This window comes from Phaeodactylibacter xiamenensis, assembly GCF_965229835.1.
Lineage (GTDB): Bacteria > Bacteroidota > Bacteroidia > Chitinophagales > Saprospiraceae > Phaeodactylibacter > Phaeodactylibacter xiamenensis.
Window position 1 is genome coordinate 2,434,666 of sequence record NZ_OZ245931.1, and the last position, 22,359, is coordinate 2,457,024.

At 51.4% G+C, this 22,359-nt stretch carries 14 protein-coding genes; 8 read left to right on the top strand and 6 right to left on the bottom strand.

Annotation, left to right across the window (positions count from 1 at the left end):
* Positions 1 to 32: 32 nt before the first annotated feature.
* Genes ACO08I_RS09005 through ACO08I_RS09015 form a run of 3 tightly spaced genes read left to right on the top strand, consistent with a single transcriptional unit; the run spans position 33 to position 4,240 of the window.
* Positions 33 to 902 carry an alpha/beta fold hydrolase gene (locus tag ACO08I_RS09005; protein WP_282780228.1) on the top strand — a complete coding sequence of 290 codons (870 nt, stop codon included), beginning with the start codon at positions 33 to 35 and terminating at the stop codon, positions 900 to 902.
* 31 nt (positions 903 to 933) lie between these two features.
* Positions 934 to 1,956, top strand: coding sequence for a hypothetical protein (locus tag ACO08I_RS09010; protein WP_421949111.1), 1,023 nt, complete (start codon positions 934 to 936; stop codon positions 1,954 to 1,956).
* Positions 1,901 to 4,240: a hypothetical protein gene (locus tag ACO08I_RS09015; RefSeq protein ID WP_421949112.1), complete on the top strand. Its 2,340-nt coding sequence runs from the start codon at positions 1,901 to 1,903 to the stop codon at positions 4,238 to 4,240. Before ACO08I_RS09010 ends, ACO08I_RS09015 begins: the two co-directional genes overlap by 56 nt.
* A gap of 69 nt (positions 4,241 to 4,309) precedes the next feature.
* On the opposite strand, the gene ACO08I_RS09020 is transcribed toward ACO08I_RS09015, so the two are convergent.
* The 4 genes from ACO08I_RS09020 to ACO08I_RS09035 all read right to left on the bottom strand — a co-directional run bounded on the left by ACO08I_RS09020 (position 4,310) and on the right by ACO08I_RS09035 (position 7,577).
* Positions 4,310 to 4,501 carry a CsbD family protein gene (locus ACO08I_RS09020; protein WP_044222688.1) on the bottom strand — a complete coding sequence of 64 codons (192 nt, stop codon included), beginning with the start codon at positions 4,499 to 4,501 and terminating at the stop codon, positions 4,310 to 4,312.
* A 25-nt stretch (positions 4,502 to 4,526) separates the two neighbouring features.
* The gene (locus tag ACO08I_RS09025) at positions 4,527 to 4,946 is read right to left on the bottom strand and encodes a hypothetical protein (protein WP_044222685.1); all 420 of its coding nucleotides are present in this window, start codon (positions 4,944 to 4,946) and stop codon (positions 4,527 to 4,529) included.
* A gap of 195 nt (positions 4,947 to 5,141) precedes the next feature.
* Positions 5,142 to 5,885, bottom strand: a complete 744-nt coding sequence (locus ACO08I_RS09030; RefSeq protein WP_282775541.1) for an outer membrane beta-barrel protein — start codon at positions 5,883 to 5,885, stop codon at positions 5,142 to 5,144.
* 99 nt (positions 5,886 to 5,984) lie between these two features.
* On the bottom strand, positions 5,985 to 7,577 hold the full coding sequence (locus ACO08I_RS09035) for a GMC family oxidoreductase (protein WP_421949113.1): 1,593 nt from the start codon (positions 7,575 to 7,577) through the stop codon (positions 5,985 to 5,987).
* A gap of 119 nt (positions 7,578 to 7,696) precedes the next feature.
* On the opposite strand from ACO08I_RS09035, the gene ACO08I_RS09040 reads away from it, so the two are divergent.
* On the top strand, positions 7,697 to 7,924 hold the full coding sequence (locus tag ACO08I_RS09040) for a hypothetical protein (protein WP_044220747.1): 228 nt from the start codon (positions 7,697 to 7,699) through the stop codon (positions 7,922 to 7,924).
* The gene (locus ACO08I_RS09045) at positions 7,921 to 8,916 is read left to right on the top strand and encodes a UPF0236 family transposase-like protein (RefSeq protein WP_081969018.1); all 996 of its coding nucleotides are present in this window, start codon (positions 7,921 to 7,923) and stop codon (positions 8,914 to 8,916) included. Before ACO08I_RS09040 ends, ACO08I_RS09045 begins: the two co-directional genes overlap by 4 nt.
* A 92-nt stretch (positions 8,917 to 9,008) precedes the next feature.
* Here ACO08I_RS09045 and ACO08I_RS09050 read toward each other — a convergent pair whose 3' ends face one another.
* The gene (locus ACO08I_RS09050; RefSeq protein WP_421949114.1) at positions 9,009 to 9,791 is read right to left on the bottom strand and encodes an enoyl-CoA hydratase/isomerase family protein; all 783 of its coding nucleotides are present in this window, start codon (positions 9,789 to 9,791) and stop codon (positions 9,009 to 9,011) included.
* A 302-nt stretch (positions 9,792 to 10,093) separates the two neighbouring features.
* Between ACO08I_RS09050 and ACO08I_RS09055 the strand changes: the two genes are divergently transcribed.
* The 3 genes from ACO08I_RS09055 to ACO08I_RS09065 are packed head-to-tail and all read left to right on the top strand — an operon-like array spanning position 10,094 to position 13,674.
* A complete protein-coding gene (locus ACO08I_RS09055; RefSeq protein WP_421949115.1) occupies positions 10,094 to 10,747 on the top strand; it encodes a hypothetical protein in 654 nt (217 codons plus the stop codon).
* The gene (locus ACO08I_RS09060) at positions 10,747 to 11,832 is read left to right on the top strand and encodes a hypothetical protein (protein ID WP_421947395.1); all 1,086 of its coding nucleotides are present in this window, start codon (positions 10,747 to 10,749) and stop codon (positions 11,830 to 11,832) included. The genes ACO08I_RS09055 and ACO08I_RS09060 overlap by 1 nt, the downstream gene beginning before the upstream one ends.
* Before the next feature lie 60 nt (positions 11,833 to 11,892).
* On the top strand, positions 11,893 to 13,674 hold the full coding sequence (locus ACO08I_RS09065; RefSeq protein ID WP_421949116.1) for a hypothetical protein: 1,782 nt from the start codon (positions 11,893 to 11,895) through the stop codon (positions 13,672 to 13,674).
* 379 nt (positions 13,675 to 14,053) lie between these two features.
* Here ACO08I_RS09065 and ACO08I_RS09070 read toward each other — a convergent pair whose 3' ends face one another.
* Complete coding sequence (locus ACO08I_RS09070; RefSeq protein WP_421949117.1) at positions 14,054 to 21,646, bottom strand: gliding motility-associated C-terminal domain-containing protein; 7,593 nt, start codon at positions 21,644 to 21,646, stop codon at positions 14,054 to 14,056.
* Positions 21,647 to 22,359 lie beyond the last annotated feature (713 nt).

A 22,359-nucleotide genomic window follows, 5' to 3' on the forward strand; every position in this document is an offset into this window, starting at 1 on the left:
GCCCGGTTTTCCTTCCCAAACCTATTTTCCCCATGCTCCAGTTGAAAGATTGGTACGAATCCGGACAGTACTTCCAATTTGATGATTACCGGATATTCTACCAGGAAGCCAGTACGGAAAAGCCCCGTACCCTGGTCTTGCTGCATGGTTTCCCCACCTCAAGCTGGGACTGGCGGGCGCTCTGGGAGGAACTAGCGCTGGAATACCACCTCATAGCTCCCGATTTCCTGGGTTTTGGGTACTCAGACAAGCCTACAGATTATGACTACGAAATCTCAGAGCAGGCAGACCTGGTGGAGGCACTGCTGGATTCCATCGGCGTCACCCAATACCACCTGCTTGCCCACGACTACGGAGACACCGTGGCTCAGGAATTGCTCGCACGGGAGTCGGGAAGCGATGCGCCCCTGAAGATACAATCCATTATATTGCTCAATGGCGGACTGTTTCCCGAAACCCATCAGCCCCGGCCTATTCAAAAGCTACTGCTGAGCCCTATTGGACAGTGGCTCACACCATTTTTATCCAGGAATACCCTAAAGCGGAATTTTGATAAAATATTTGGCCCCAACACCCGGCCATCCGCCCGTGAAATAGACGAGTGGTGGTCGCTCATCCGTTATAATAACGGGCAGCGGGTGTTTCACCTGCTCATCCGTTATATGGAAGAGCGGGAGCAATACCGGGAACGCTGGGTAAAGCCCATGTTCGAGCCTCCGGTCATGGTCCGGCTCATCGTTGGGGAAGCAGACCCCATTTCCGGCAGGCATATGGCGATGCGTTATAAAGAGCTCGTCAGAACCCCTGACATTCAATTACTGCCCGGAGTCGGCCATTACCCACATACCGAAATGCCCAAACTGGTCCTTGAACATTGCTGGACGTTTTGGGAAAACCTGTAACGCTTTCTCGTGGTTGCGTTATGTTACTGCTATGAGTTCAAACTACCTCTTGCTTATTACTATTTTTACCGCGAGCCTTCTGACCGGCTGCCAGCCTGAAGCAGCCTCACCGGCAGTAAGCTTCTATTATTGGAAGTCGGCTTTTAAACTCAGCCCCACTGAACGGGAGTGGCTGGAGGCACACAAGGTGGAACGCCTTTACGTCAAGTACCTTGATGTGGATGTCGAGAACGGACAGGCCGTGCCCAAAGCCCCCGTCCGGTTTGCTGACTCCACCTACAAGAACTTTGAAATCGTGCCTTGTGTTTTCATCACCAATCGCACCTTCCAGGCGGCTGTCAATCCGGAAGACCTGGCAGAACGGGTATGGAAATACCTGCAAGAGATCAATACTGCCGGCCACCTCTCTCCTACCGTTTATCAGCTCGACTGTGACTGGAGCCCCTCCACTCAGGCGGCCTATTTCCGGTTTTTAGACCGGTTCCGGCAGCTTGCAGAAGGCCACACACTGACCGCCACTATCCGGTTGCATCAGTTGCGGTATCCGGAGCAAACTGGTGTGCCCCCGGTGGACCGTGGGGTGCTGATGTACTATAATATGGGAGATGTGCAAAACGTTGAAGAACCCAACAGCATTCTCAATACCCAAACTGCTGCCAATTACCTGACAACTGATATGCAATATGATTTGCCACTGGATTATGCCCTGCCGATGTTTTCCTGGGTACTGGCTTACCGGCTTGGTGAGTTGCATGCCATTATCAATCAGGGCACCTGCCAGAAGCTGGATACGCTGGCAGCCGCAGCAGCAATCGGCCCCAACCGGTACCGCATGCAGCAAAATGCCTATTTTGGGAATCATTATCTTAACCGGGGCGATCAGCTACGCTGCGAAGCGCCAACGGTAGCCGACCTTGAGACGGCCATCGATCAACTAAAACAGATTGACAACCACTGTGAGCACCTTCTCTTTTACCACCTTGACGAAAACCTATCCAATGCTTTTCCGAAAAACCTCCCACAGCATTTGGCTGACCGCCTCGCTACTCCTTAGTGTGGGCGTGCAATCCCTGAGCGCATGCGGCCCGTATGAGGATTCGTACCATTATTTCAACCTGTTCGTGCCGGAATGGCTGTTCAGTGATGAGTATGAGCCTACTTTCTATACTGCAGACGATTATTATCATATCTGGGCAGAGGCAGACTACCCGGATGCCAACCTACAGAGCTGGCAGCAGTTTTTTGAGCAGCCTTTGAAGGAAGAACCGCTCCGCAAAGTGCTGTACGACAGCTGGATTGAAGGGTATGAAAATGTTAGCCGGGAGGTCCTGGTGAAATCACTGCTCTTTGAAGGCTCGCTCATCTCCATACCCAGACAGGAAGCCTCCAAACAATACTTGCTGCTCGCCCTGGAAATGGAAGCACTGGCCAACCGGCCCACCGACACCTGGGGGTATCAGGGGCAGGAAAAGCTCAGCCCGGAGGCTGCTGCGGATTTAATTCAGCGCCTGAAGGAAGCCCTCGAGCGTGAAAAATTCCCCTTCCTGAAAAACCGCTATGCTTTCCAACTGCTAAAAGCGTACCGCTATACCGGTCAGGCACAGGAAGCGATTCAGTTTTACAAAAAGTACTTTGCGCCCCTGAAACAGAAAGACCTGATCAGTTACTGGGCCATGGACCACTACGCTGGCTTGTTGCTGCAGACCGGTGCAAACGGTGAAGGCTATTACCACTTTCTGAAAGTCTTTGAACAAGCCCCTAGCCGCCGCCACAGTGCTTACTACAGCTTCAATATTTCCACAGAGGAAGACTGGGCTGCCACCTACAAGCAATGCCAAAACCCGAAAGAGAAGGCGCTGATGCATTTTATCAGGGGGACCCGGCAGGAAGTGTTGGGCCTGGAAGATATGCGGTCTATTTTTGGCCTGATGGGCAACCATGAATGGCTGCGCATCGTGATGGCCAGGGAGATCAACAAGCTGGAAAGCAACAACCTGAGCTACTACGGTCAGCAGCCCATCGCGCAATTGATGCAGCGGGTAGACCAGGGACAGAGCCTGCTTAAAAATGAGGAATACGAAGATTATGCCGGACAGTTGCTCCGGTTTGCCACTACGGCTTACTACAATAACCGGGATGACAGCTTCTGGGCACTCGCTAAAGGCTACCTTGAGCTGTTGCTCGGCCGGCTACCCACTGCGCAAATCACCCTGGAGCAGGCTGGAGCGCTGGATGGCCCACACCAACGAATTCAGGGCGAACTGCTGCTCGCCATTCAGCTGATGGGACAGGAGGAAACTTTGTCAAAGGAGCAGGAAAACACCATTGCTCTTCAATTGGTAGAGCTCTTTGCCGACCCTATGGCCAATTGGTCCACCCAGCAAAATAACCAGGAATTCATCCTGGAATTGCTTGCTTATCGCAAACGACATGCTGGCGAAAGCATTATGGCCCGCCTGCTCGCCCGGGAAGTGCTTAGCTCCACCAAAACAGACCCTACAGAATCGGGTGTCGACAGCCTTCTCGCTTTCATCAACAAGCCTGCACACAGTGAGCTGGAACTGCTTGCCCTTAAGCACTTCACCGGCAATGAAAGCACCTGGTCTGCTTTTGTAAGGAATCCGGAAGCGGCATTGAGCACAGTGCGTTATGATGTTTTGGATATTAAAGGGCGATTGCTGATGCGTGACCCTGAACAACTGGAGGCTGCCGTAGCTTTGTTTGACAGCTTGCCGGCTTCGTATGACTTCCCGCTGAAGGTAAACCCCTTCAATATGAGCATTAATGACTGTGTGCATTGCGCTTATTCCACTGCTGCCTCCTTTACCCGGAATACTTTTGTGCGCAAGTTGGCAGAAATTTATCAGATCGCGCAGGAGACCAACAGCCCCACCGATTACTATCTGCTGGGCAATGCCTACTACAATATGACTTACTTTGGCCCGGCTTACGAGATCATGAACTACTACCGCAGCGGCGTGTCCTATGAGGGTTTCTACGACTGCCGCGTGGCATTGAGCTTTTATGATAAGGCCATGAAATATGCTCAGGATACCGAAAGTGCGGCTCAGGCATGCTTTATGGCTGCCAAAGCTCAGCAAAAAGTCTTTTATGTGAAATCGCTCGCGGAGATGGACCAGGCAGATTACTGGTACGATAAGTTTATCATGGACGACTGGTCAGGTTCCACGCCCAATTTTGAGCAGGTGATGGGAAAAATGCAGGTCCAGGGGTATCTGTCTTATTTCAAGCGGCTCGAAGAGCAATATCGGCCAACCCGGTTTTTCCAACGGGCAATCCGGGAATGCAACTACCTGAATTACTATGTGAGCCAATAAAAAAAGCGCTGCCGCCAGGTTGTTGTACTGGCGGCAGCGCTATAATTTTCTATTCGGTGCAACAGATGCTTAGAGGTTGTCGATGATGCGCTTCACCTCGTCTTTGCTCTCACCGATTCTTTTCTGAATGCGGCCGATAAGCTCATCTTCTTTTCCTTGCTGATAGGCAAGGTCATCATCTGTAAGCTCACCGTATTGGGCTTTAAGTTTGCCCTTCAGCTCATTCCAGTTACCCCGGATTTTATCATTTGTAGATCCCATATCATTTGGTTTTGATTAAAAAAAATTAGTCGTTGTCGGATAGTTCGCGGTCAATCTCTTCCAAAGTAGAGTTGACATTTGTTTTGAAGTCATCCCAGCCATCTTTGGCTACATTGCCAAGATTCCGGAACTTTTGATCCAGATCGTTGCTCCAGGCCTTGAGTTCATCAATTTCTTCCTGCATCTCTGCTCTGGCATCTTCAGATGCATTTTCGAGATTGCTTTCCAGCTCTTCGATTTCTTCATTCACCTCTTCACGGGCACGGTCTATTTCAGCTCTCATTTCTTCCTTGTCAGACCGGAAATTGTCAGCAAAGTCATTCGCTGCATTTTCTACCGAGTCTTCAGCATCGTCCATGGTGTCATTGCTTTCGCTACCACAGGCGACCAGCCCGAAACTCAGCAATAAGGCGAAGAAAATCTTTGAAACTGCAATGGATTTCATAATAATTGGATTTTGATTGTTTTCAATTGAGGATTAAGAGCTTATTTGGATTTTACACTTTGGGCTGCTCTTGCCAAATTTTGTCCTGCTCTTCGTTATTCTTCGGTCACGTAGCTAAGGCTATGTTCCCTCATCACGCCTTGATCAGAACAAAATTTGGCTACGTTCGCTCCAAAAGCAAAATCCCAACAAGCTCTAATAAAACCGGCTGTCCGGATCAGTCTCATCAGCAGGTTCCACTGCTGGCTCAGGTGCATTTACGCGCTGCAGGCGTGTGAAGTAAACCTGAAAACCGATCGAGAAGTCAAGCTGGTTTGTGTAAGTTGTTGTTTCGTTGCGGGTACCTTGGTATTCGAAACTGGCATTGCTTCGCGCCCAGTTGTATTTGACAATTGCTTCAATGCCAATACCATCTGAACTATATATGGTAAAACCCGGACCAAAGCTGGCAGCCAGCACATCCGTACTTGTAGTCTGAGGATCATCTCCCACACGTATGCGGTCCTGGGAACTTCCAAAGCCAAAGTTGCCCTGTAGGAAAAACGCTTTATCTTCAGCGATGGGGAAGTAAACCCTGCCAAACGGACCAAAAAGCAAGTCACTGTCGTATTCTGTTTCATAATCCGTTTGCGGATCAGAAAGGTCGACCGGCTCTCTCAGGCGGTTGAGCGTGTAATCCATGCCGATACCAAGCGCGAAGTTATTTGTGACGAAGTAACCAATTCGGGGCGAGATATTAAATTGAGTACTCCGGGTGCCCTCATTATCTACAGAGGCTCCATCTGCCTCAATTTTGACGTTGGAATCGGCAGTCGAAAAGCCAATTGTACCTCCCATCATAAAATTCCCCTGGGAAGTAAAATCCTGGGCACTTAGGGTATTTACTGCCAGGCATAACAATAGTGCCCAGCTTCCGACACAAAAGTATCTGCTGTTCATGGTGCTGCTTTTGGTTTAGTGAGGGAAACGTATGCTGTTGTTTTCCCGTGACTGATTTCAATTAAGGAACGAGCAAGCTACTTCGATGTTCGTTTTGTGTCAGAAAGTAATTGCTTTTTGTATCATATCTGCTGCCTTCTCCGCAATCATCATAGCTGGTGCATTCGTATTGCCCCGTACTATAACCGGCATAATACTGGCATCTGCCACCCTGAGGTTTCGGACGCCGCGGACGGACAAATGCTCATCCACTACCGCCAGTTCATCCTGCCCCATTTTGCATGTCCCTACCGGATGGTAAAGGGATTGAGCCCATTCACGAAGATAGTCGATCACCGCAGGCTCCGTCTCCACCTCAGGCGGTGGCATAAAACGAGACCTGAGGTAAGGCGCAAAGGCCGGTTGGGCCATAATTCGCTCTGTGATGCGGTAGCCTCTGATCAGGGTCTGTATATCGCGCTCATCTGCAAGGTAGTTAGGGTCAATGTCCGGCCTGTCTTTGGGGTCAGGCGTTTTGAGCTGCACTTTGCCACGGCTGTGAGGGTAAATCAGCGTCATCCCCAGGCCCAGTCCATTTCCGGTTTTCGGGTTATCGAAACCATGCCTCAGAAAATAGCCGGGAGAGAAGTGCCACTGCAAATCAGGTGCTTGCAGTTCAGGCTGGCTCCTGAGAAAACCGCCGCACTCCGCCACGTTGGACGACAGCACCCCCTTCTTCCAAAGGAGATATTGCAACAGGTACCTGACGGACCACGGGAAACGCTCTGCGCTGTCGAGGGTATTTTGCAGGTGAGTGTGATAAACACAGCCTGCCAGCAAATGATCCTGCAGGTTTTGCCCCACCCCCGGCAGATGATGCACGACTTCTATGCCCTGCTTCTGCAATTCCTCCCCGGGGCCAACGCCTGAGAGCATTAAGAGCTGAGGGCTGTTAAAGCTGCCCGCACAGAGGATGACCTCCCGTTTTGCATAGGCTTTTATCGGTTGGTGGTCTTGTTCGTATTCCAGGCCAACCGCCTTTTTGCCTTCCCAAAGGATCCGGTGAGCCGTTGCCGTTGTCGCTACAGTTAAGTTGCTGCGATGACGTACCGGCTCCAGAAAAGCTTTTGCCGCACTGCACCGTTGTCCTGCTCTTTGTGTAACCTGATAGAAACCAAAACCTTCCTGTACAGCACCATTAAAATCCGAATTCAAAGGATAGCCCGCTTCAGCTGCTGCCTGCAACAACAACTTGCTTAAGCGGTGGTGGTGACGCCCCCGGCTCACCGTCAGCTCTCCGGAAGTACCGTGGTAAGCATCATCAAACTCCAGGTTCTGCTCAAACCGCCTGAAGTAAGGTAGGACATCTTCATAACTCCATCCATTGTTGCCCAGCGCCGCCCATTGGTCATAATCTGCCCGATGGCCCCGAATGTAAATCATGGCGTTGATGCTGCTGCTGCCTCCCAGCACCTTACCCCTTGGCTGGTACATCCGCCGGTTGTTCATATGAACCTGAGGAGCAGAATCATCATTCCAGTCGAAGGCGCTCCGGAAAAGCTTGCTGAATGCCAGTGGAATGTGGATAGATTTATCGCTATCCTCACCACCGGCTTCCAGCAGGAGGACCCGTTGGTTGGACTGTGCAGACAGGCGGTTGGCCAGCAGGCAACCCGAGGAGCCCGCCCCTGCTATGATATAATCAAAAGTCATGGCTGTGCAATTTGGTTAAGGCTTTAGCGGGATTAAATTAGCGAAATTTCGCAATACTTGCTCGCTATCCGGCAAAATGGTGTGTATAACAAATTGCACAAGTTAGCTATCTTTAAAGTATGAAGAAGCCAACCCCCACCCCGAGCGAGCTAGAACAAGTTGCCGACGAGATACTAAGTGGCATGCGTGCCGAGCTACTCGACTTTCTGCAATCTCAAGCCAACGCGACCTCATCGTCAGCTTATGAGAATAGCGTTTTAGATTTAGCCCGCCAATTTGCCCAAAAGGTAGCTACCCAACAAGATGGGCCACTGCCAAAGAGCCGCAACGCTAAAAAAAAGTCTTGACAAGTTTTGGGCAGCTTACGCTGTCTAAAAACCACGTGCTATGCCAAGGCACAAAACGCTTTGCCCTCAGTGAGCGCCTGCGGGAGCTGTGCTGCCTGCTAGGACAGGGCAGTGTTTACGAGCAGGCTAGCGAGACACTGGAAGAACTGCTTAGGCTAGACTTATCTGGTATGCAAATACAGCGTGTCTGTATGCACTATGGCAGTTTAGTAGGCCCATTGGTCAGCGCGGATGCGGAAGGGGCCATACCCAGTTTAGAAATTACTGATGAGCAAGCGCCTACTTATGTGATGATGGATGGCATGATGCTCCCTACACGAGAGGAAAAGAGCTGGAAAGAAATTAAGCTCGGCCGCATATTTCAACACCAAGATGTGGTACAACTGTCGGCCAAGCGCAGACAAATACGCCAATCCGTCTATGTGTCCCATTTTGGCAGTGTCGACCAGTTTTTCCCTAAACTGGAGCGCCATCTAGTACCCTATCAAAAAAAGGTCATTTTGGGAGATGGAGCCCCATGGATATGGCGTTGGGCCGAGGACAACTTCCCTGGGGCTCGTCAAATATTAGACTTCTATCACGCCAAAGAAAAACTGGTGCTCTTTGCAAAACATCAGTTTAGAGTAGATGAAAAACGCAAAGCCTGGGTGGCTGGCCAGTGTGAAGTACTCTCAGCCAATAGAGTGCACGAGGTAGTGGATAACGTAAGCTGCCTCAGAGCGAGAAATCACGAAGCCCGGGAAGCTAAGGCGAAACTGCTATCTTATTACGAAGAGCATGAAGACCGTATGCAGTACAAAACCTACAGGGATGAAGGGCTGCTCATCGGCTCTGGACCAGTAGAGGCCGCTCATCGTAGTGTCTTGCAGCAGCGGCTCAAATTATCCGGCCAACGCTGGACGGTTGATGGGGCGCAAGCCATCGCGGATTTGCGGTGCTATCGTAAAAGTGGAGCGTGGAGTACGATCCAGCAACTTGTCGCAGCGGCATAGCTGTGCAATTTGTTATACACACGGCAAAATGCCTCAACTAAATTGCTGTCGGCAATACAAATCTGCAGGCGCTGCAGTTGCAGCTGATTGGCTTATTTACCTTTAAAGTTGGCACTTCGTTTCTCAATAAAAGCAGCTGCACCTTCTTTAAAGTCTTCGGTACCAGTCGTCTGCCCAAAGGCTTTTACCTCACGGCCGAAGCCATCTTCATCATACTGAAAATACGCATTGATGGCTTCAATGGTTTTGGCGATAGCGATGGGCCCTTTTTTCGCAATCTTACCGATAATAGCTTTGGCTTTATCCATCGCTTCCCCGGCAGGCAGCACATAATTAACCAGCCCCCAGGCCAGCGCCTGATCGGCCGTAATCATGTCACCGGTGAGGAGAAGTTCCGTGGCTTTGGTTTTACCCAGATATTGGATCAGGCGCTGCGTGCCACCGTAACCGGGAATTATACCGAGGTTGACTTCCGGCTGGCCGAACCGGGCATTTTCCGTAGCAATGCGCAAGTGACAAGCCATAGAAAGCTCGCATCCACCGCCCAGCGCGAATCCATTGACCAGGGCGATAACGGGCTTGTGGAAGCGCTCAATTAGAAAAAAGACATCCTGTCCTCTTTGTGCCATATCCTGCCCTTTTTGGGTATCCAAAGCCAGAAACTCTTTAATGTCAGCTCCTGCCACAAAGGCTTTCTCCCCGGCACCGGTAAGGATAATCCCCTTGAGCCCTTCCCGTGCCGGCGCGTCCTCCGCAAAAAAGTGCTGCAACTCCAGCATGGTCTTGGTATTCAGGGCATTCATGGCTTTTGGGCGGTTGAGCGTGAGGATGAGAATACCGTCCTGCTCATCGATTAATAAGTTGGTGTAGGGCATGTTTATGATTCTTTAGAATAATGGAAACGGTTAAAAATGATTTCGCGTGAAATTAGGAAATTTAAAGCTTTATCTGGCTCCAGCTAAAACTCAACCACCACTTTCAATAGCTAAACTATGTCATAATTTATCGGAAAACGTGTTTCCCATTTAAAGAAAAAGTATATATTTGTTGCGTCTCCATAAAATTTCTTTCCCTCCAATCCGAAAGCCGATAATCAAAAATGTAACTTTTCCACGCTTACATCGTAAGAGTGGTTACCAAATATGCATTTTCTAACCAATTCAAATCTATAATTCTGATGAAGACGAATATGTACACTATGCTACTGCTTGCATTTTTTGCAGGTAGCAGCCTTACCGCCCTTGCCGATAGTGGGGCCAATGCCTGGACCGGCGATGGAGACGGCTGGCGCTGGGAAGACCCGGACAACTGGGAAGATGATCAGGTTCCTGATGAATACGACAACGTTCTAATTGGTGGTGATGCCTATGTACAGGTTACAGAACCTGGCGCGGAATGTATGTCCATTCAACTTGATGATGACGCCACTCTATTCATCCGAAGCGAGGGGGGGTTAACGGTTGCTTACTCTTACGAAGAAGGCATTGATATGAATGACTACTCGACCCTTGTTATTTGGGGGTCCCTGGAGATTCATCATACCGGTGAAGATGGGTGTGACGGATTTTTGATGTACAGAAAGATACGTATCTTAAAGCAAAAAGAAGGTATGAGCGCACGAATAGTAAAGCAAGATGGGGGTAAGGTCACGATAGAGGTTGATATGGAGCTTAACGGCAGCATGCTGAGCCAGGAAGAAGCGATACAGCTAGCCCTAAACGAAGCAGGTAAACTCGCCACGCGCGCTGCCGCCGAGCGTTTCGATACGGATGGTACTGCCATCACCCACAAAGGGCAGCGCCTTTCGAGCAAGGGGCGAAAAAAAAGTTAATGTCCACACCTTACGGCAAAGTCTGCGTCAAGCGCCACGTCTACCAGCCTGTTTGTGGCGGCGTGAGCTACGTACCAGCTGACAGCACGGCAGGCATAGTAGGCAAATCGACGCCACGGCTGGCCAAGCTGCTGGCTAGCGACTATTGTGAGGGCTCAGCCAGGAAAGTGTCAGCCCGGTTTAAGGAGCACCATGAAGTCGAAGTGAGCAAAGACCTTGTGCGTGATGTGAGCCTGCGCATCAGCCGCCACGCTAAAGAAGTAGAAAGCCGCTGGTCTTACGCCATGCCGGAAGAGGTAAGCCTTTGCGGGGTCAGCTCAGTGAGCATAAGCCGGGACGGTGCGATGGTGCACCTTCTTGACGGCCTGCCTGGCAAGCCTAAGCGCAAACCGGGCTACCGGGAAGCGATGTGCGGCGTAATCAGCCTTTACGGGCATGAGGGCAAGTTGCTGCACTCTATTTACTTGGGGGTTGGCGCGCAAGAGAAAAAAGGGGCTTTCACCCATCTGTTGGAAGAAGAGGCTGAGCGGCTTAAGGCACAGTTCGAAGAGGCTGGGCTACGGCCGGTTTACGTGGGGGTTGCAGATGGGGCGCCCGACAACTGGACACAGCTGGAGCGGTTAACCGACTACCAGGTAACGGACTACTACCACGTCACTGAACGGCTTTACAAACTGGCTGCAGTAATGCCCCTGCCCTCCAAAAAACGTGCGCAGTGGGTAAGCCAGCAAAAGAGTACGCTGCTGAACGAGCCGGGCGGCGCAGCCCTCGTTGTGGAGCGCGCGCGTCAGGCGGCTGCGGGTGTCAAGACGCAGAAGCGGCGCGAAATCGCCCGCCAGCAAGTTGTATACCTGGAAAACCAGCAGCACCGGATGAATTATTTTCAAATGCAGGAAAAAGGGCTGCCTATCGGTTCCGGCACCGTAGAGGCAGGGTGCAAGACGCTGATCAAAGCCCGTTTGGGAGGTAGTGGCATGAGGTGGCTTAATGTGCATGCCGATGATATGCTTATCGTCCGTGCGCTCAAGCTGTCTGCGGGCAGATATGAGCAATATTGGAAAAAGAGAATGCGGTATGCAGCTTAATAATTACATCAAAAATCCGTCACACCCGGTGAAGATGACTATACCGGAAATGGAATAGAAATGAATAACGACACCCGTGTTTATAACCGCGGAGAGTTATCTATTCATCACGTTGATATGGAAGGAGATGGCATTGACATGGAAGATGATGCACTCTTTGTCAATCGTGGCAGCCTTTACATTTCAGAAATAGATAATGAGGGCATCGAAATGGATAATGATGCTATTTTCCGCAACCGGGGCCTCTTGGAAATCATGTATGTTGAATCAGATGCGATCGATCAGGATGATGATGACACCGAATTCCTCAATGATGGAACGATTAACATCAGCTATATTGATAGTGAAGGCATAGAAGTCGACGACGGTATTTTCACCAACACGCAAAACGGAGAAATCAATATTGGCTTTGTATTCTCTGACATGATTTACATGCAGTCAGATGGCACTTTTGAAAACTATGGAGAAATAAACTTGCTGCCAGCGCCTCGTGATCGTTCAGTTGAGCCTGCTCCTGAACTAGAGGAAGGTCCTGACCCAACTGAAGCGCCAGACCCTGAAGTTGCGGCAGACGCTGAAATCGAGTTGTATGGCGCCATCTATGCTGAAGATTATGGCCGGTTTGTAAATTACAACCTGGTAGATATTGGCTTTTTCTTTAACCTCGGTTCTCCGGAAGAACCAGAGCCACAGCAAATAGAATACTATCTTGTCTACGGTTCTCTTGTGACTGTCTACGATGGAATGATCGAGAATAAAGATTGTGCGGAAATCAATATTGACGGTCCGTTCCCTATTTACAATGAGGGTTATCTGTCAAATGAAGGAACGATTGATTTATCTATAGATAACATTCCAATCTCTCCTGAAGAAGGGCCCGGACCAATGTTCGGTGACCATGTGAATGATGGCTACTTCTATAACGATGGAGACATTCTTTCCGATTATCCTTTCTTCATCGGCCCTAACCCAATTGACGAGGAATGGACGAAGTCTTCCATCGGAGACCAAGGCGAAAATGATAGCTTTTCGCTGGGCTGTGACATCACCATTACTACTTCTTCGCGACAGGGACACCGGGCAACCACCGATAACGTGGCTTTCCTCAACCAACCCTTATGCGGCAACAGCATGCTTACTGCTCGTCTTGATGGTGTAAGCAATGGCTTTGGCGGCATTATGATCCGTGACGGAGAAGGAGGTGGGAACAACGGAGGTCCAGCGAATGTCCCTTCAGAATCAAGCCCGAAAATGTTCATGATCGCCTCGAAAAATATAGATGTGATCTACCACGGCACTCGTTACAACGAGGGCGACCAACTATCCTACACACCATTCTTCACGCCTCACGACAACTGGCTGCGCGTGGAGCGGATTGGTAATTACATCCGCGCCTACCACAGCAGCGATGGCAGTTTCTGGTCACTGTTCCATCAGGTATACCTCGAGTTGGGTGAATGCGCTCAGGTCGGCTTATTTGCAACCAGCCAAAATGGCGCTCCTGCAATGGCAGCATTTAGCCACGTGGAAGTTTCTGGTTCTGAGCAGTATTTCTCTGTACCCGATGTGCCAACAGCCGAAACTCCGGCGATCCATCAGCGAGCTACCGTATGGCCTACGCCGGTACAAAGCCAGTTCACGGTGGAGTTTGAGCAGGCTACTCAGGTAGCTGGTACTGCTATTCTTCGCAACGAGCTTGGCCAGGTTATTGGCCAGCGTAAACTCGAGCCAGGTACCTGGCAGCTGCAATGGGATGCCAATACGCTCCCCGGCGGCCTTTACCTGCTGGAAGTGCAGACTGAAGATGGCTACCGCGAAGTGCTTAAGGTACTAAAGCAGTAAGTATAAAAAACAACCTGCGTGGGAACACAAAGAGTGCCTGCTCCGATACTGGGGCAGGCACTCTTTTTTTCCTGAACATAGCTTATGATGAGGTTTTGACAAAGCCGGTATGGCGGCACTCATGTTTGCAAAGTATAAATTCTACCTGGCTCAAAACAAGCTCTGAAACGACAACATACCGGCTTTCGGCCAATCAGCCTTTCACTGAATAATGCCCAGCCTTCCCTGAGCCATACAGCCTGTTCGCTGAAAAAGGATAGGGCAATTGCTCCCAAACGCACATTTTTGTCACTAATACTTTATAACAAAGTTTTTTGTAAGGAGTAATTTTTTATGGCAGCCTGCCCCGTTTCCAGACAAGGCAGGCTGCTTTTCTCTCCTATCGCATGAGCACAAAATCTCCTTTGATCAGCTCTACATGCCCATCCACAAACTCCACCTCTGCATAAAAGACGAAGACACCTGGGTCCATAGGTTCCCCCCGATGACGGCCATCCCAGCCTAACAGCTCGTTGTTCAGCGCTTGTGTGCCTCCTACAAAAACCTGCTCGCCCCAGCGGTTATAGATTTGGAAGCTTTTCAGCCCCACAACATCCGGCCCGGCGAAAAGCGTGAAGTAATCATTGCGGCCATCATCGTTAGGGCTAAATACATTAGGAGCGTACACATTCCGTGTTTTTTCCACAATCACCGTTATGAAATCCGTAGCGGTACAGCCGGCCGCGTCCTGTGCCGTCAGCCGGTAAGTCGTAGTCTCCTCCGGCATAACCACCGGCTCCAGGCTGCTGAGGGTGTCCGGTTGCCAGGTAAAGCCCGCGATATCAAAATTCTGCACGTCAATCGACAATTGTACACTCTCGCCCAGGCGTATTTCTTCATCTTCGCCCAATTCAAGGAACAGGGGTTCTGCCGGGCTGACTAACAACGACTGGCTTGCCTGGCACCCATTGGCGTCTGTGAGCAGTAATTCGTAGGTACCGGCAGCAAGATTGCTTTGCAGTACCGGCAACGTGCCTATGCTAACCGGTGTAGCGTCATTTAACTGATATTGGTACGGAGCGATTCCACCTAAAACCGTATCAATGATGATTTGCCCGCTGTTTTCCTGCAGACAGTTGGCATCAACTGCGGCAGCTTCCAGCAGTACCCCTGAGGGCGCAACCAATTCAATACTCGCTTCTGATTCACACCCACCTGCGTCGTTGATGGTCACGGTGTAGACACCTGCTGCGAGGCTTTCCAGGACCGGGCTTACCGCACCGTTGGACCACTGATAGGTATACGGCGGCGTCCCCCCATTTGCAACCACTTCTACTCCACCATCCGCAGCATCCGCGCAGCTCACTTCAAAGCCATTGTAGTCGGATGTAGCAGTCAGAGCTGCCCCTGTTTGAGCGACTTCGATAGTCAGCGGCTCGGGCAGAATTGGGGGACAGAAGTTGCCGGTGCCCGCAAGGTTGGTCAGTGAGTAGGTCGTGGTGGCAGCAGGCGCGACAGTCACCGTAATAGAATTCCCTGCCCCGGTAAAGGCTTCCACCACCCCATTGTCATCATTCAGGTTGAAGGCAAAACTGTCCGCACCGGTGAGATTGATGGTAAGCTCCAGGGAGTCCCCCGGACAAATACTGCCCGGTGCGCTTAGTTCTGCAGTGACAGCAGGCTGAAAAGTCAGATCAATCACCACCAAACTATCACAACCGTTTTCGGCTGCGCCAGATAATAATTCTGTGCCGTTTGGATTGGCTTCGTCATACACTGTGCCATTCACCTCCACACTTGCGCCTTCGCACAGGCTTAGGGCCAAGGTGCCTTCTGCGGCTTCTTCAAAGCTCAGGTCTACCATTATCAGGCTATCACAACCATTCACAGTGGCATTGGGCAGGACCTCCAGACCTGTTGGATTGGCAACGTCATAAACCGTACCGTTGACCATCAGGCTCTCCCCCGCACAAAGCGTTTGAACCAACTGTGTGGTATCCGTGGAGAAGAAGCTCAGCATGATATTGACCGTAGAGTCACACCCATTCTCAGCTGCACCGGGCAGCACTTCGGTACCTGCCGGATTGGCGGCATCATAAACCGTTCCGCCAACGGTAACAGAGCCACCCGGGCAGAGGGTTTGTGATAAGGTTGCTGTGACAAGAGCCTCAAACGTAAGGTCAATACTAATCAGGCTGTCGCAACCGTTTTCGCTTCCACCCGGTATGATTTCAAATCCGGTTGGATTGGCAGCGTCGTAAAGGGTCCCATTGATGGTCAGGCTTTCGTCCGGGCATAAGGTAGATGCGATCTGATTGGTATCTGCCTGCAGGAAGGTCAGCGCTACAATAATGACACTATCGCAACCATTTGCGGACGCACCGGGCAGCAACTCCGATCCGGTTGGATTGCCTTCATCGTATACGTTGCCATTGATGATTAGGCTTTCGCCCGGGCAAAGGGTTTGCATGAGCATGTTGGTCCCCAGGGTATCAAAACTCAGGTTGATTTGAAGGATGGAATCACAGCCATTGATTGCTCCACCAAAGAGGGTATCCTGCCCGCCTGGGTTAAGCTCGTCGTATACTATACCATTTACGGTAAGGCTCTCGCCCGGGCAAAGGGTGGGCTCGAAAACGGCCACGGCCTGATCCAGCACTTCCACACTGATGCTGATGAGGCTGTCACAGCCATTTGCAGCCGCACCGGAAAGCACCTCTACCCCACTCAAATTACCCGCGCCGTATGTCGTGCCGTTGACCATCAGGCTCTCGCCAAAACAGAGGGTTGCTGTTACGAAATTCGTATCTATCAGGTTATAGCTAATGGACACATTAATAATAGAGTCACAGCCATTCACCGAGCCGTTCACAATCGTATCTGAACCGCTTAGGTTGGTTGCGTCGTAGAGCGTGCCGTTGACCATCAGGCTCTCGCCCGGGCATAACGCTTCAGCGATGGTATTCACCACAGCGTCCTCGAAGGACAGGTCAATGCTGATCAGGCTGTCGCAGCCATTTACCGTGCCATTAGGGACGACCTCGAAGCCGCTCGGGTTCCCCTCATTGTAGACCGTGCCATTGACCGTCAGGCTACTGCCCGTGCAAAGCGTTTGGACGATAAAATTGGTGTCTGCCGGGAAGAAGTCGAGCATTACGTTAATAATGGAGTCGCAACCGCTCGCCGCACCATTAAGCAGGGTATCGGCCCCGGAAGGATTATCGGCATCGTAAAGCGTGCCGTTCACCGTCAGGCTCTCGCCCGGGCAAAGGGTGTCCACGATATCGTTCACCACAGCGTTTTCAAAAGTGAGATTGACGCTGATCAGGCTGTCACAGCCATTCACCGTGCCATTCGGGACCACCTCGAAGCCGCTGGGGTTCCCCTCGTCGTAGACGGTGCCGTTGACGGTAAGCGCATCTCCGGTGCACAAGGTCTGAACGATGAAATTGGTATCTGCCGGGAAGAAAGCCAAGTCTATCAGGATCACAGAATCGCACCCATTAACAGCGCCGCCGGGCAGCGTTTCTGTACCGGTTGGGTTGACCGCATCATAGGTATTGCCATTCAATAAAAGTGTATCTCCCGGGCACAGGGTTTCCACCACAAAGTTCGTATCTACCACCAAATAGCTGATGGATACATTAATAATGGAGTCACACCCATTTACCGAGCCGTTCACAATCGTATCTGAACCGCTTAGGTTGGTTGCGTCGTAGAGCGTACCGTTGACCATCAGGCTCTCGCCCGGGCACAGGGCTTCTGAAAGATTACTGACCACAGCGTCCTCAAAAGACAAGTCGATGCTGATCAGGCTATCGCAGCCATTTACCGTACCATTAGGGACGACCTCGAAGCCGCTCGGGTTCCCCTCATTGTAGACCGTGCCATTGACCGTCAGGCTACTGCCCGTGCAAAGCGTTTGGACGATAAAATTGGTGTCTGCCGGGAAGAAAGCCAGCATTACGTTAATAATGGAGTCGCAACCGCTCACTGCACCATTGAGCAGGGTATCGGCCCCGGAAGGATTATCGGCATCGTAAAGCGTGCCGTTCACCGTCAGGCTCTCGCCCGGGCAAAGGGTGTCCACGATATCGTTCACCACAGCGTTTTCAAAAGTGAGATTGACGCTGATCAGGCTGTCACAGCCATTCACCGTGGCATTCGGGACCACCTCGAAGCCGCTGGGGTTCCCCTCGTCGTAGATCGTGCCATTCACTGTCAGGCTACTGCCTGTGCAAAGCGTTTGGACGACAAAGTTGGTATCCGCTGGGAAAAAATCAATCATCACCACCACAATGGAATCACAACCCGATATAGCAGCAGCTGAAAGAGTATCTGCCCCCATTGGATTACCCGCATCGTAGAGGGTACCATTTACGGTTAAGGTTTCACCAGGGCACAAAGTCTCGGAAAGGGTATCTCTTACCGTAGGCTGCACGACAATGGTATCCTGCAGCGTCAACGTATCGGCGCAAACCGCATCAGAAATGGCGCCAAACTGCCAGATAAGATCCTGCAGCTCCGCCAGGGAGTCAGAAGGGCAGAAAACCACTGTAGTGTCAGCGGTGGTGCTAAAGAGACTGAAAGACAGGGTATCTGAGCCGGAGCGCACCTCATAGGATAGATTAAACGGCGGAGTGCCGGTGAAGCTAAAGTCCACATCCACACAGCTACTTTCGCAAATGGTGTACATTGCAGGCATGACCGACAATTGCGGAGCGAGGTTCAGGGTGTCAACGACCACCTCACCTTCTGCCTGACAGCCAGTCTCATCCGTGACCGTGACCGTATACGCTCCGGGCAACACGCCCGTGATGGAGCTTGCCATAGTCGTATTGCTCCAGCTGTAGGTGTAATTCCCATCGCCACCCGTAACGGTTAGGGCTGCAGCTCCGTCAGAGGCATTCGGGCAGGTCGCGCCCTGTACATCAAAATCAAAGTTCAGCACACAATCCGGTGCCGTTATGGTAAAGGTGCAAGTAGCTGAACAGCCACTATTATCCGTTACGGTCACACTGTAAGCGCCCTGCGGAAGGTTGTCGATCAGCACATTGACATCACTGGTACTCAGATTACCGCTGGCCGGCCCACTCCATTCTACCAGGAAAGGCGCTGCACCACCAGTGATAGCTACACTTCCAATACCATCCGCATTGCCGAGCCCGGAAGCTGGCGTATCTTCCCCGCAACTCAGGACCGGCTCATCGGTAATCGTAAGCTCAAAAGACACTTCGTCACTGCAAATGGTATTGTCATCATAAATATAGAACGTCCCACCTGTAGTCACCACCTCACCTGGCGCATAACTGGTGCCGGTACCATTCGGTCCGGTAAAGTAGGCGGCGGAAGTGGTCAGGTTGCTTCCGTTGATGGGCGGAAAGGTAAAAGAAGCACAAGCGGACTGATCGGGTAGAGGCGTAATCTCAATGCCGGGCACAATGGTCACCAGGAAGGAGGTTTCATCAAAACAACCGGGCGTGCCGGCATACACATACAGCAGCTGACTACTGGTCACCGACTGCCCGGGCGTGAGGATACTGCCGGTGGCATTGGGGCCTGTGTAGTAGAAAGCATTGGAGCCTATGCCAACTCCCTGAATGGGGGGCAGTGTATAGCTATCGCAAACCAGCACATCCGAAACCGGAAAGACGACCGGTGGCTCTTCGATGATCACTTCGAGGGTCTCCTGATCGTCACAGCCGGGTGTGCCATCGTAGAGGAACAGAATGCCGGAGGTGGTGACCAATGAGCCCGGCGCGAACTGTTGCCCGGTCCCATTAAAGCCCGTGTAGTAAGCCTGATTGCCACTCAGCCCCGTCCCGGTGATGGCAGGGAGGGTGTAGGGACCACAGCTCGTGACCGGTGAAGCAGGTGGGAAGATATCGGGTGCCGGTGTGATGGTCACCTGAAAGGCTACTTCATCTTCGCAACCCGGGGCAGCACTGTCGTAGGCATAATAGGTGCCGGAAGCAGTAATCGTCTGCCCGGGACTGAAGGAGGCACCCGTACCATTGGGACCACTATAATAAGCCGCGCCTCCGGACAGGTTGGAACCTGCAATGGGCGGCAAAGTATAGCTTCCGCAAGCGGTCACCGGAGTAATCGGATTGATGACCGGCTGCGGGGTCAGATTGAACGTAACTTGCACGGGGTCGCTTTCGCAAAGCCCGCCCGAAGCCGTTGCCCAAACACTACCGCCATTCACAGCCGGATAAGCCGATGGATTCCCAACCGGGATATTCGTCCCGGCATCCTGATACCAGTTGACGGTGTTGCCCGGGCTGATTTGGCTATTATATACCGTGAGGTCAATCGTACCACCCGGCACTTCACACTCGCTAATTGGCGGTATGGGGTTGGCATCGGGGGTGAATTCAAAGGTCACCGTTACCGGTACCGTAGCAGACTCGCACCCACTGCCATCTGTGACTGTCGCGTAGATGGTCTGTGTGGCACCGGAAGCAATGACTGTAGGGATATAGGTTGCGGGATCGATTTCGTTCGTGCCGGCTGCATCGAGGTACCAGGTAATGATTTGGCCCGTACCGCCATTGATTTGATTGCTTATGTCGGTAAAATTGTCGGTCCAGACTGGCGGGAAGATACTTTCTATGCAGACCAAAATGGGGCCGCTGGGCGGATTCGGCGTAGGGCCGGCATTGACGGTCACAGAAGTCGTTGCGGCGGCGGCACAAACACCAGAGTTGGGTGTAAAGGTCAGGGTATTGTTACCAGGATTGGCCAGGGCAGGATTGAAATTACCACCTGCCACGCCTGGGCCGGACCAGGTGCCAATGATACCATCCTGAATAGGATCTAACGGTAATAAACCGTCAGCAGAACAGTAAGGCCCGCCGAGATTATCCAAGGCAGGTGTTACGGATGGGTTAACATCAACAACGAGCGTACCATTCATTGCACATTGCCCGGGGTCCGGAGTAAAGGTCAGTGTATTCGAACCGGTAACTGCAGAGGCCGGGTTAAAAGTAGCCCCGCTTACGCCCGTACCCGACCATTGACCAGATAAGCCATCTGGATTCGTTAAGGATTGTGGGCCATCGGACTGGCAAAAGGGCCCGATCGGGTCCGGATTCACGTTGGCGCCGGGCTGGACCTGTACCTCAATTGTGGCTGGAGCGCTGCAGCCTCCGCCCGTGGGGGTGAAAGTCAAAATATTGTCTCCTAGTACTGCGTTTCCAGGGTCGAATTGGGCGCCTGTTACACCAGGACCGGACCAAGTCCCCATTACGCCTCCCTGGGTAGCCGGCAGGTTGACCGGCAGGTAATCTGCACAATAAGGCCCAAGAGGGTCTAAAGCTGGCGGTGTGCCTGGTTGAACAGTAATGCTCACCTGGGTTTGCTGCGCACATTGCCCGGCATCTGGCACAAAAACGACCGAAAACACCCCTGAGGAAGCCGGGCTGAAGGTATCATCTCCGGTAATTGCGGTACCCGTCCATTCACCATTTATTCCGCCAAAGGATGTCCCCAGGCCTACTGCTGGATCGCCCTCGCAGTAAGGGCCAAACATTGGTATATTGACCAATGGTGCGGGATCAACGGTCACCTCTACGGTAGCAGGGTTTGCACATTCACCGGGATTGGGCGTAAAGGCCAGGGTGTAGTTACCCGGACCTGTGGCTGGTGCATCAGGGTCGAAGGTATTGCCGGTGACACCGGGGCCGGACCAGGTGCCGGTAATACCGGAAGGGCTCGGTGGCAAATTGAAGCTGGCATCAGTTTCGCAGAAAGGTGCCGGAGCTGTCAGGTTTATATTTGCAGCGGGCGTTACCGTGATGGTGGTCGATGCAGGGGAAGCGCAGGTGCCGGGATTGGGAGTGAAGGTAACAGGATAACTACCTGCTCCATTTGCGGGGTTAAATGTATTACCCACTAAGCTTAAACCCGACCAGGTCCCCGTGTAGCCATCCTGCTCTGTAGGTAAATTGACTATTCCATCTTGCTCACAAAAGGGACCAATCGGATCCAAGATTGGTGTCGGAATAGGCGGAGCTGTCACAGGAGGTGAAATACAGCCATTATTCCCATATGTTGAAGGAGGTATGAAATAATCTCCATCTCCACCAGGCAATGAACCTCTATCATACGTATAGGGAATAGAACAAGAAGAGGAATTTAATCCTATTGTAGTTGTACGAAGTCCGCTTCCAGTATTTGTAAAAGCCCCGCTACTTCTCACGCAAGAACTTCTAAGAACATAAACGCACTGACCTCCACCACATAAGCCAGAAAAATCGTACGAAAAAGATGCGACAGAGCTTACTTGAACAATAACAGTCACATTAGGAGGAACTTCATCACCAGGTCCTACTGACGCCACATTTGAGCAACCTGAAATGAGACCAGATGTCCCCATAGACCAGCCACAGGAGGTCCCACTTAAATTGATATCATCATTCTGAGTGCCACCATTATTGTTATTAGTATCAAAATCAATAAACAGATCATTCACATTAAACCCTCCCCCCGAATTAAGGATAATGAATTCATCATTCGGTTCTACCCCACAGGCATCAACCATAATCGCTTCTAAAATAGGGCATTGCGCATGAATCGAGGAGGCCGACAAAAAACAGAAAAGCAGACAAAATACCTGAAAAAGCCTCAGTTTGTGATAAACAGTAGAGTTATTCATAAAGCAGTTTCAAAAAAAGTTAACCCTTCACACAAAGGAAGGAAGTC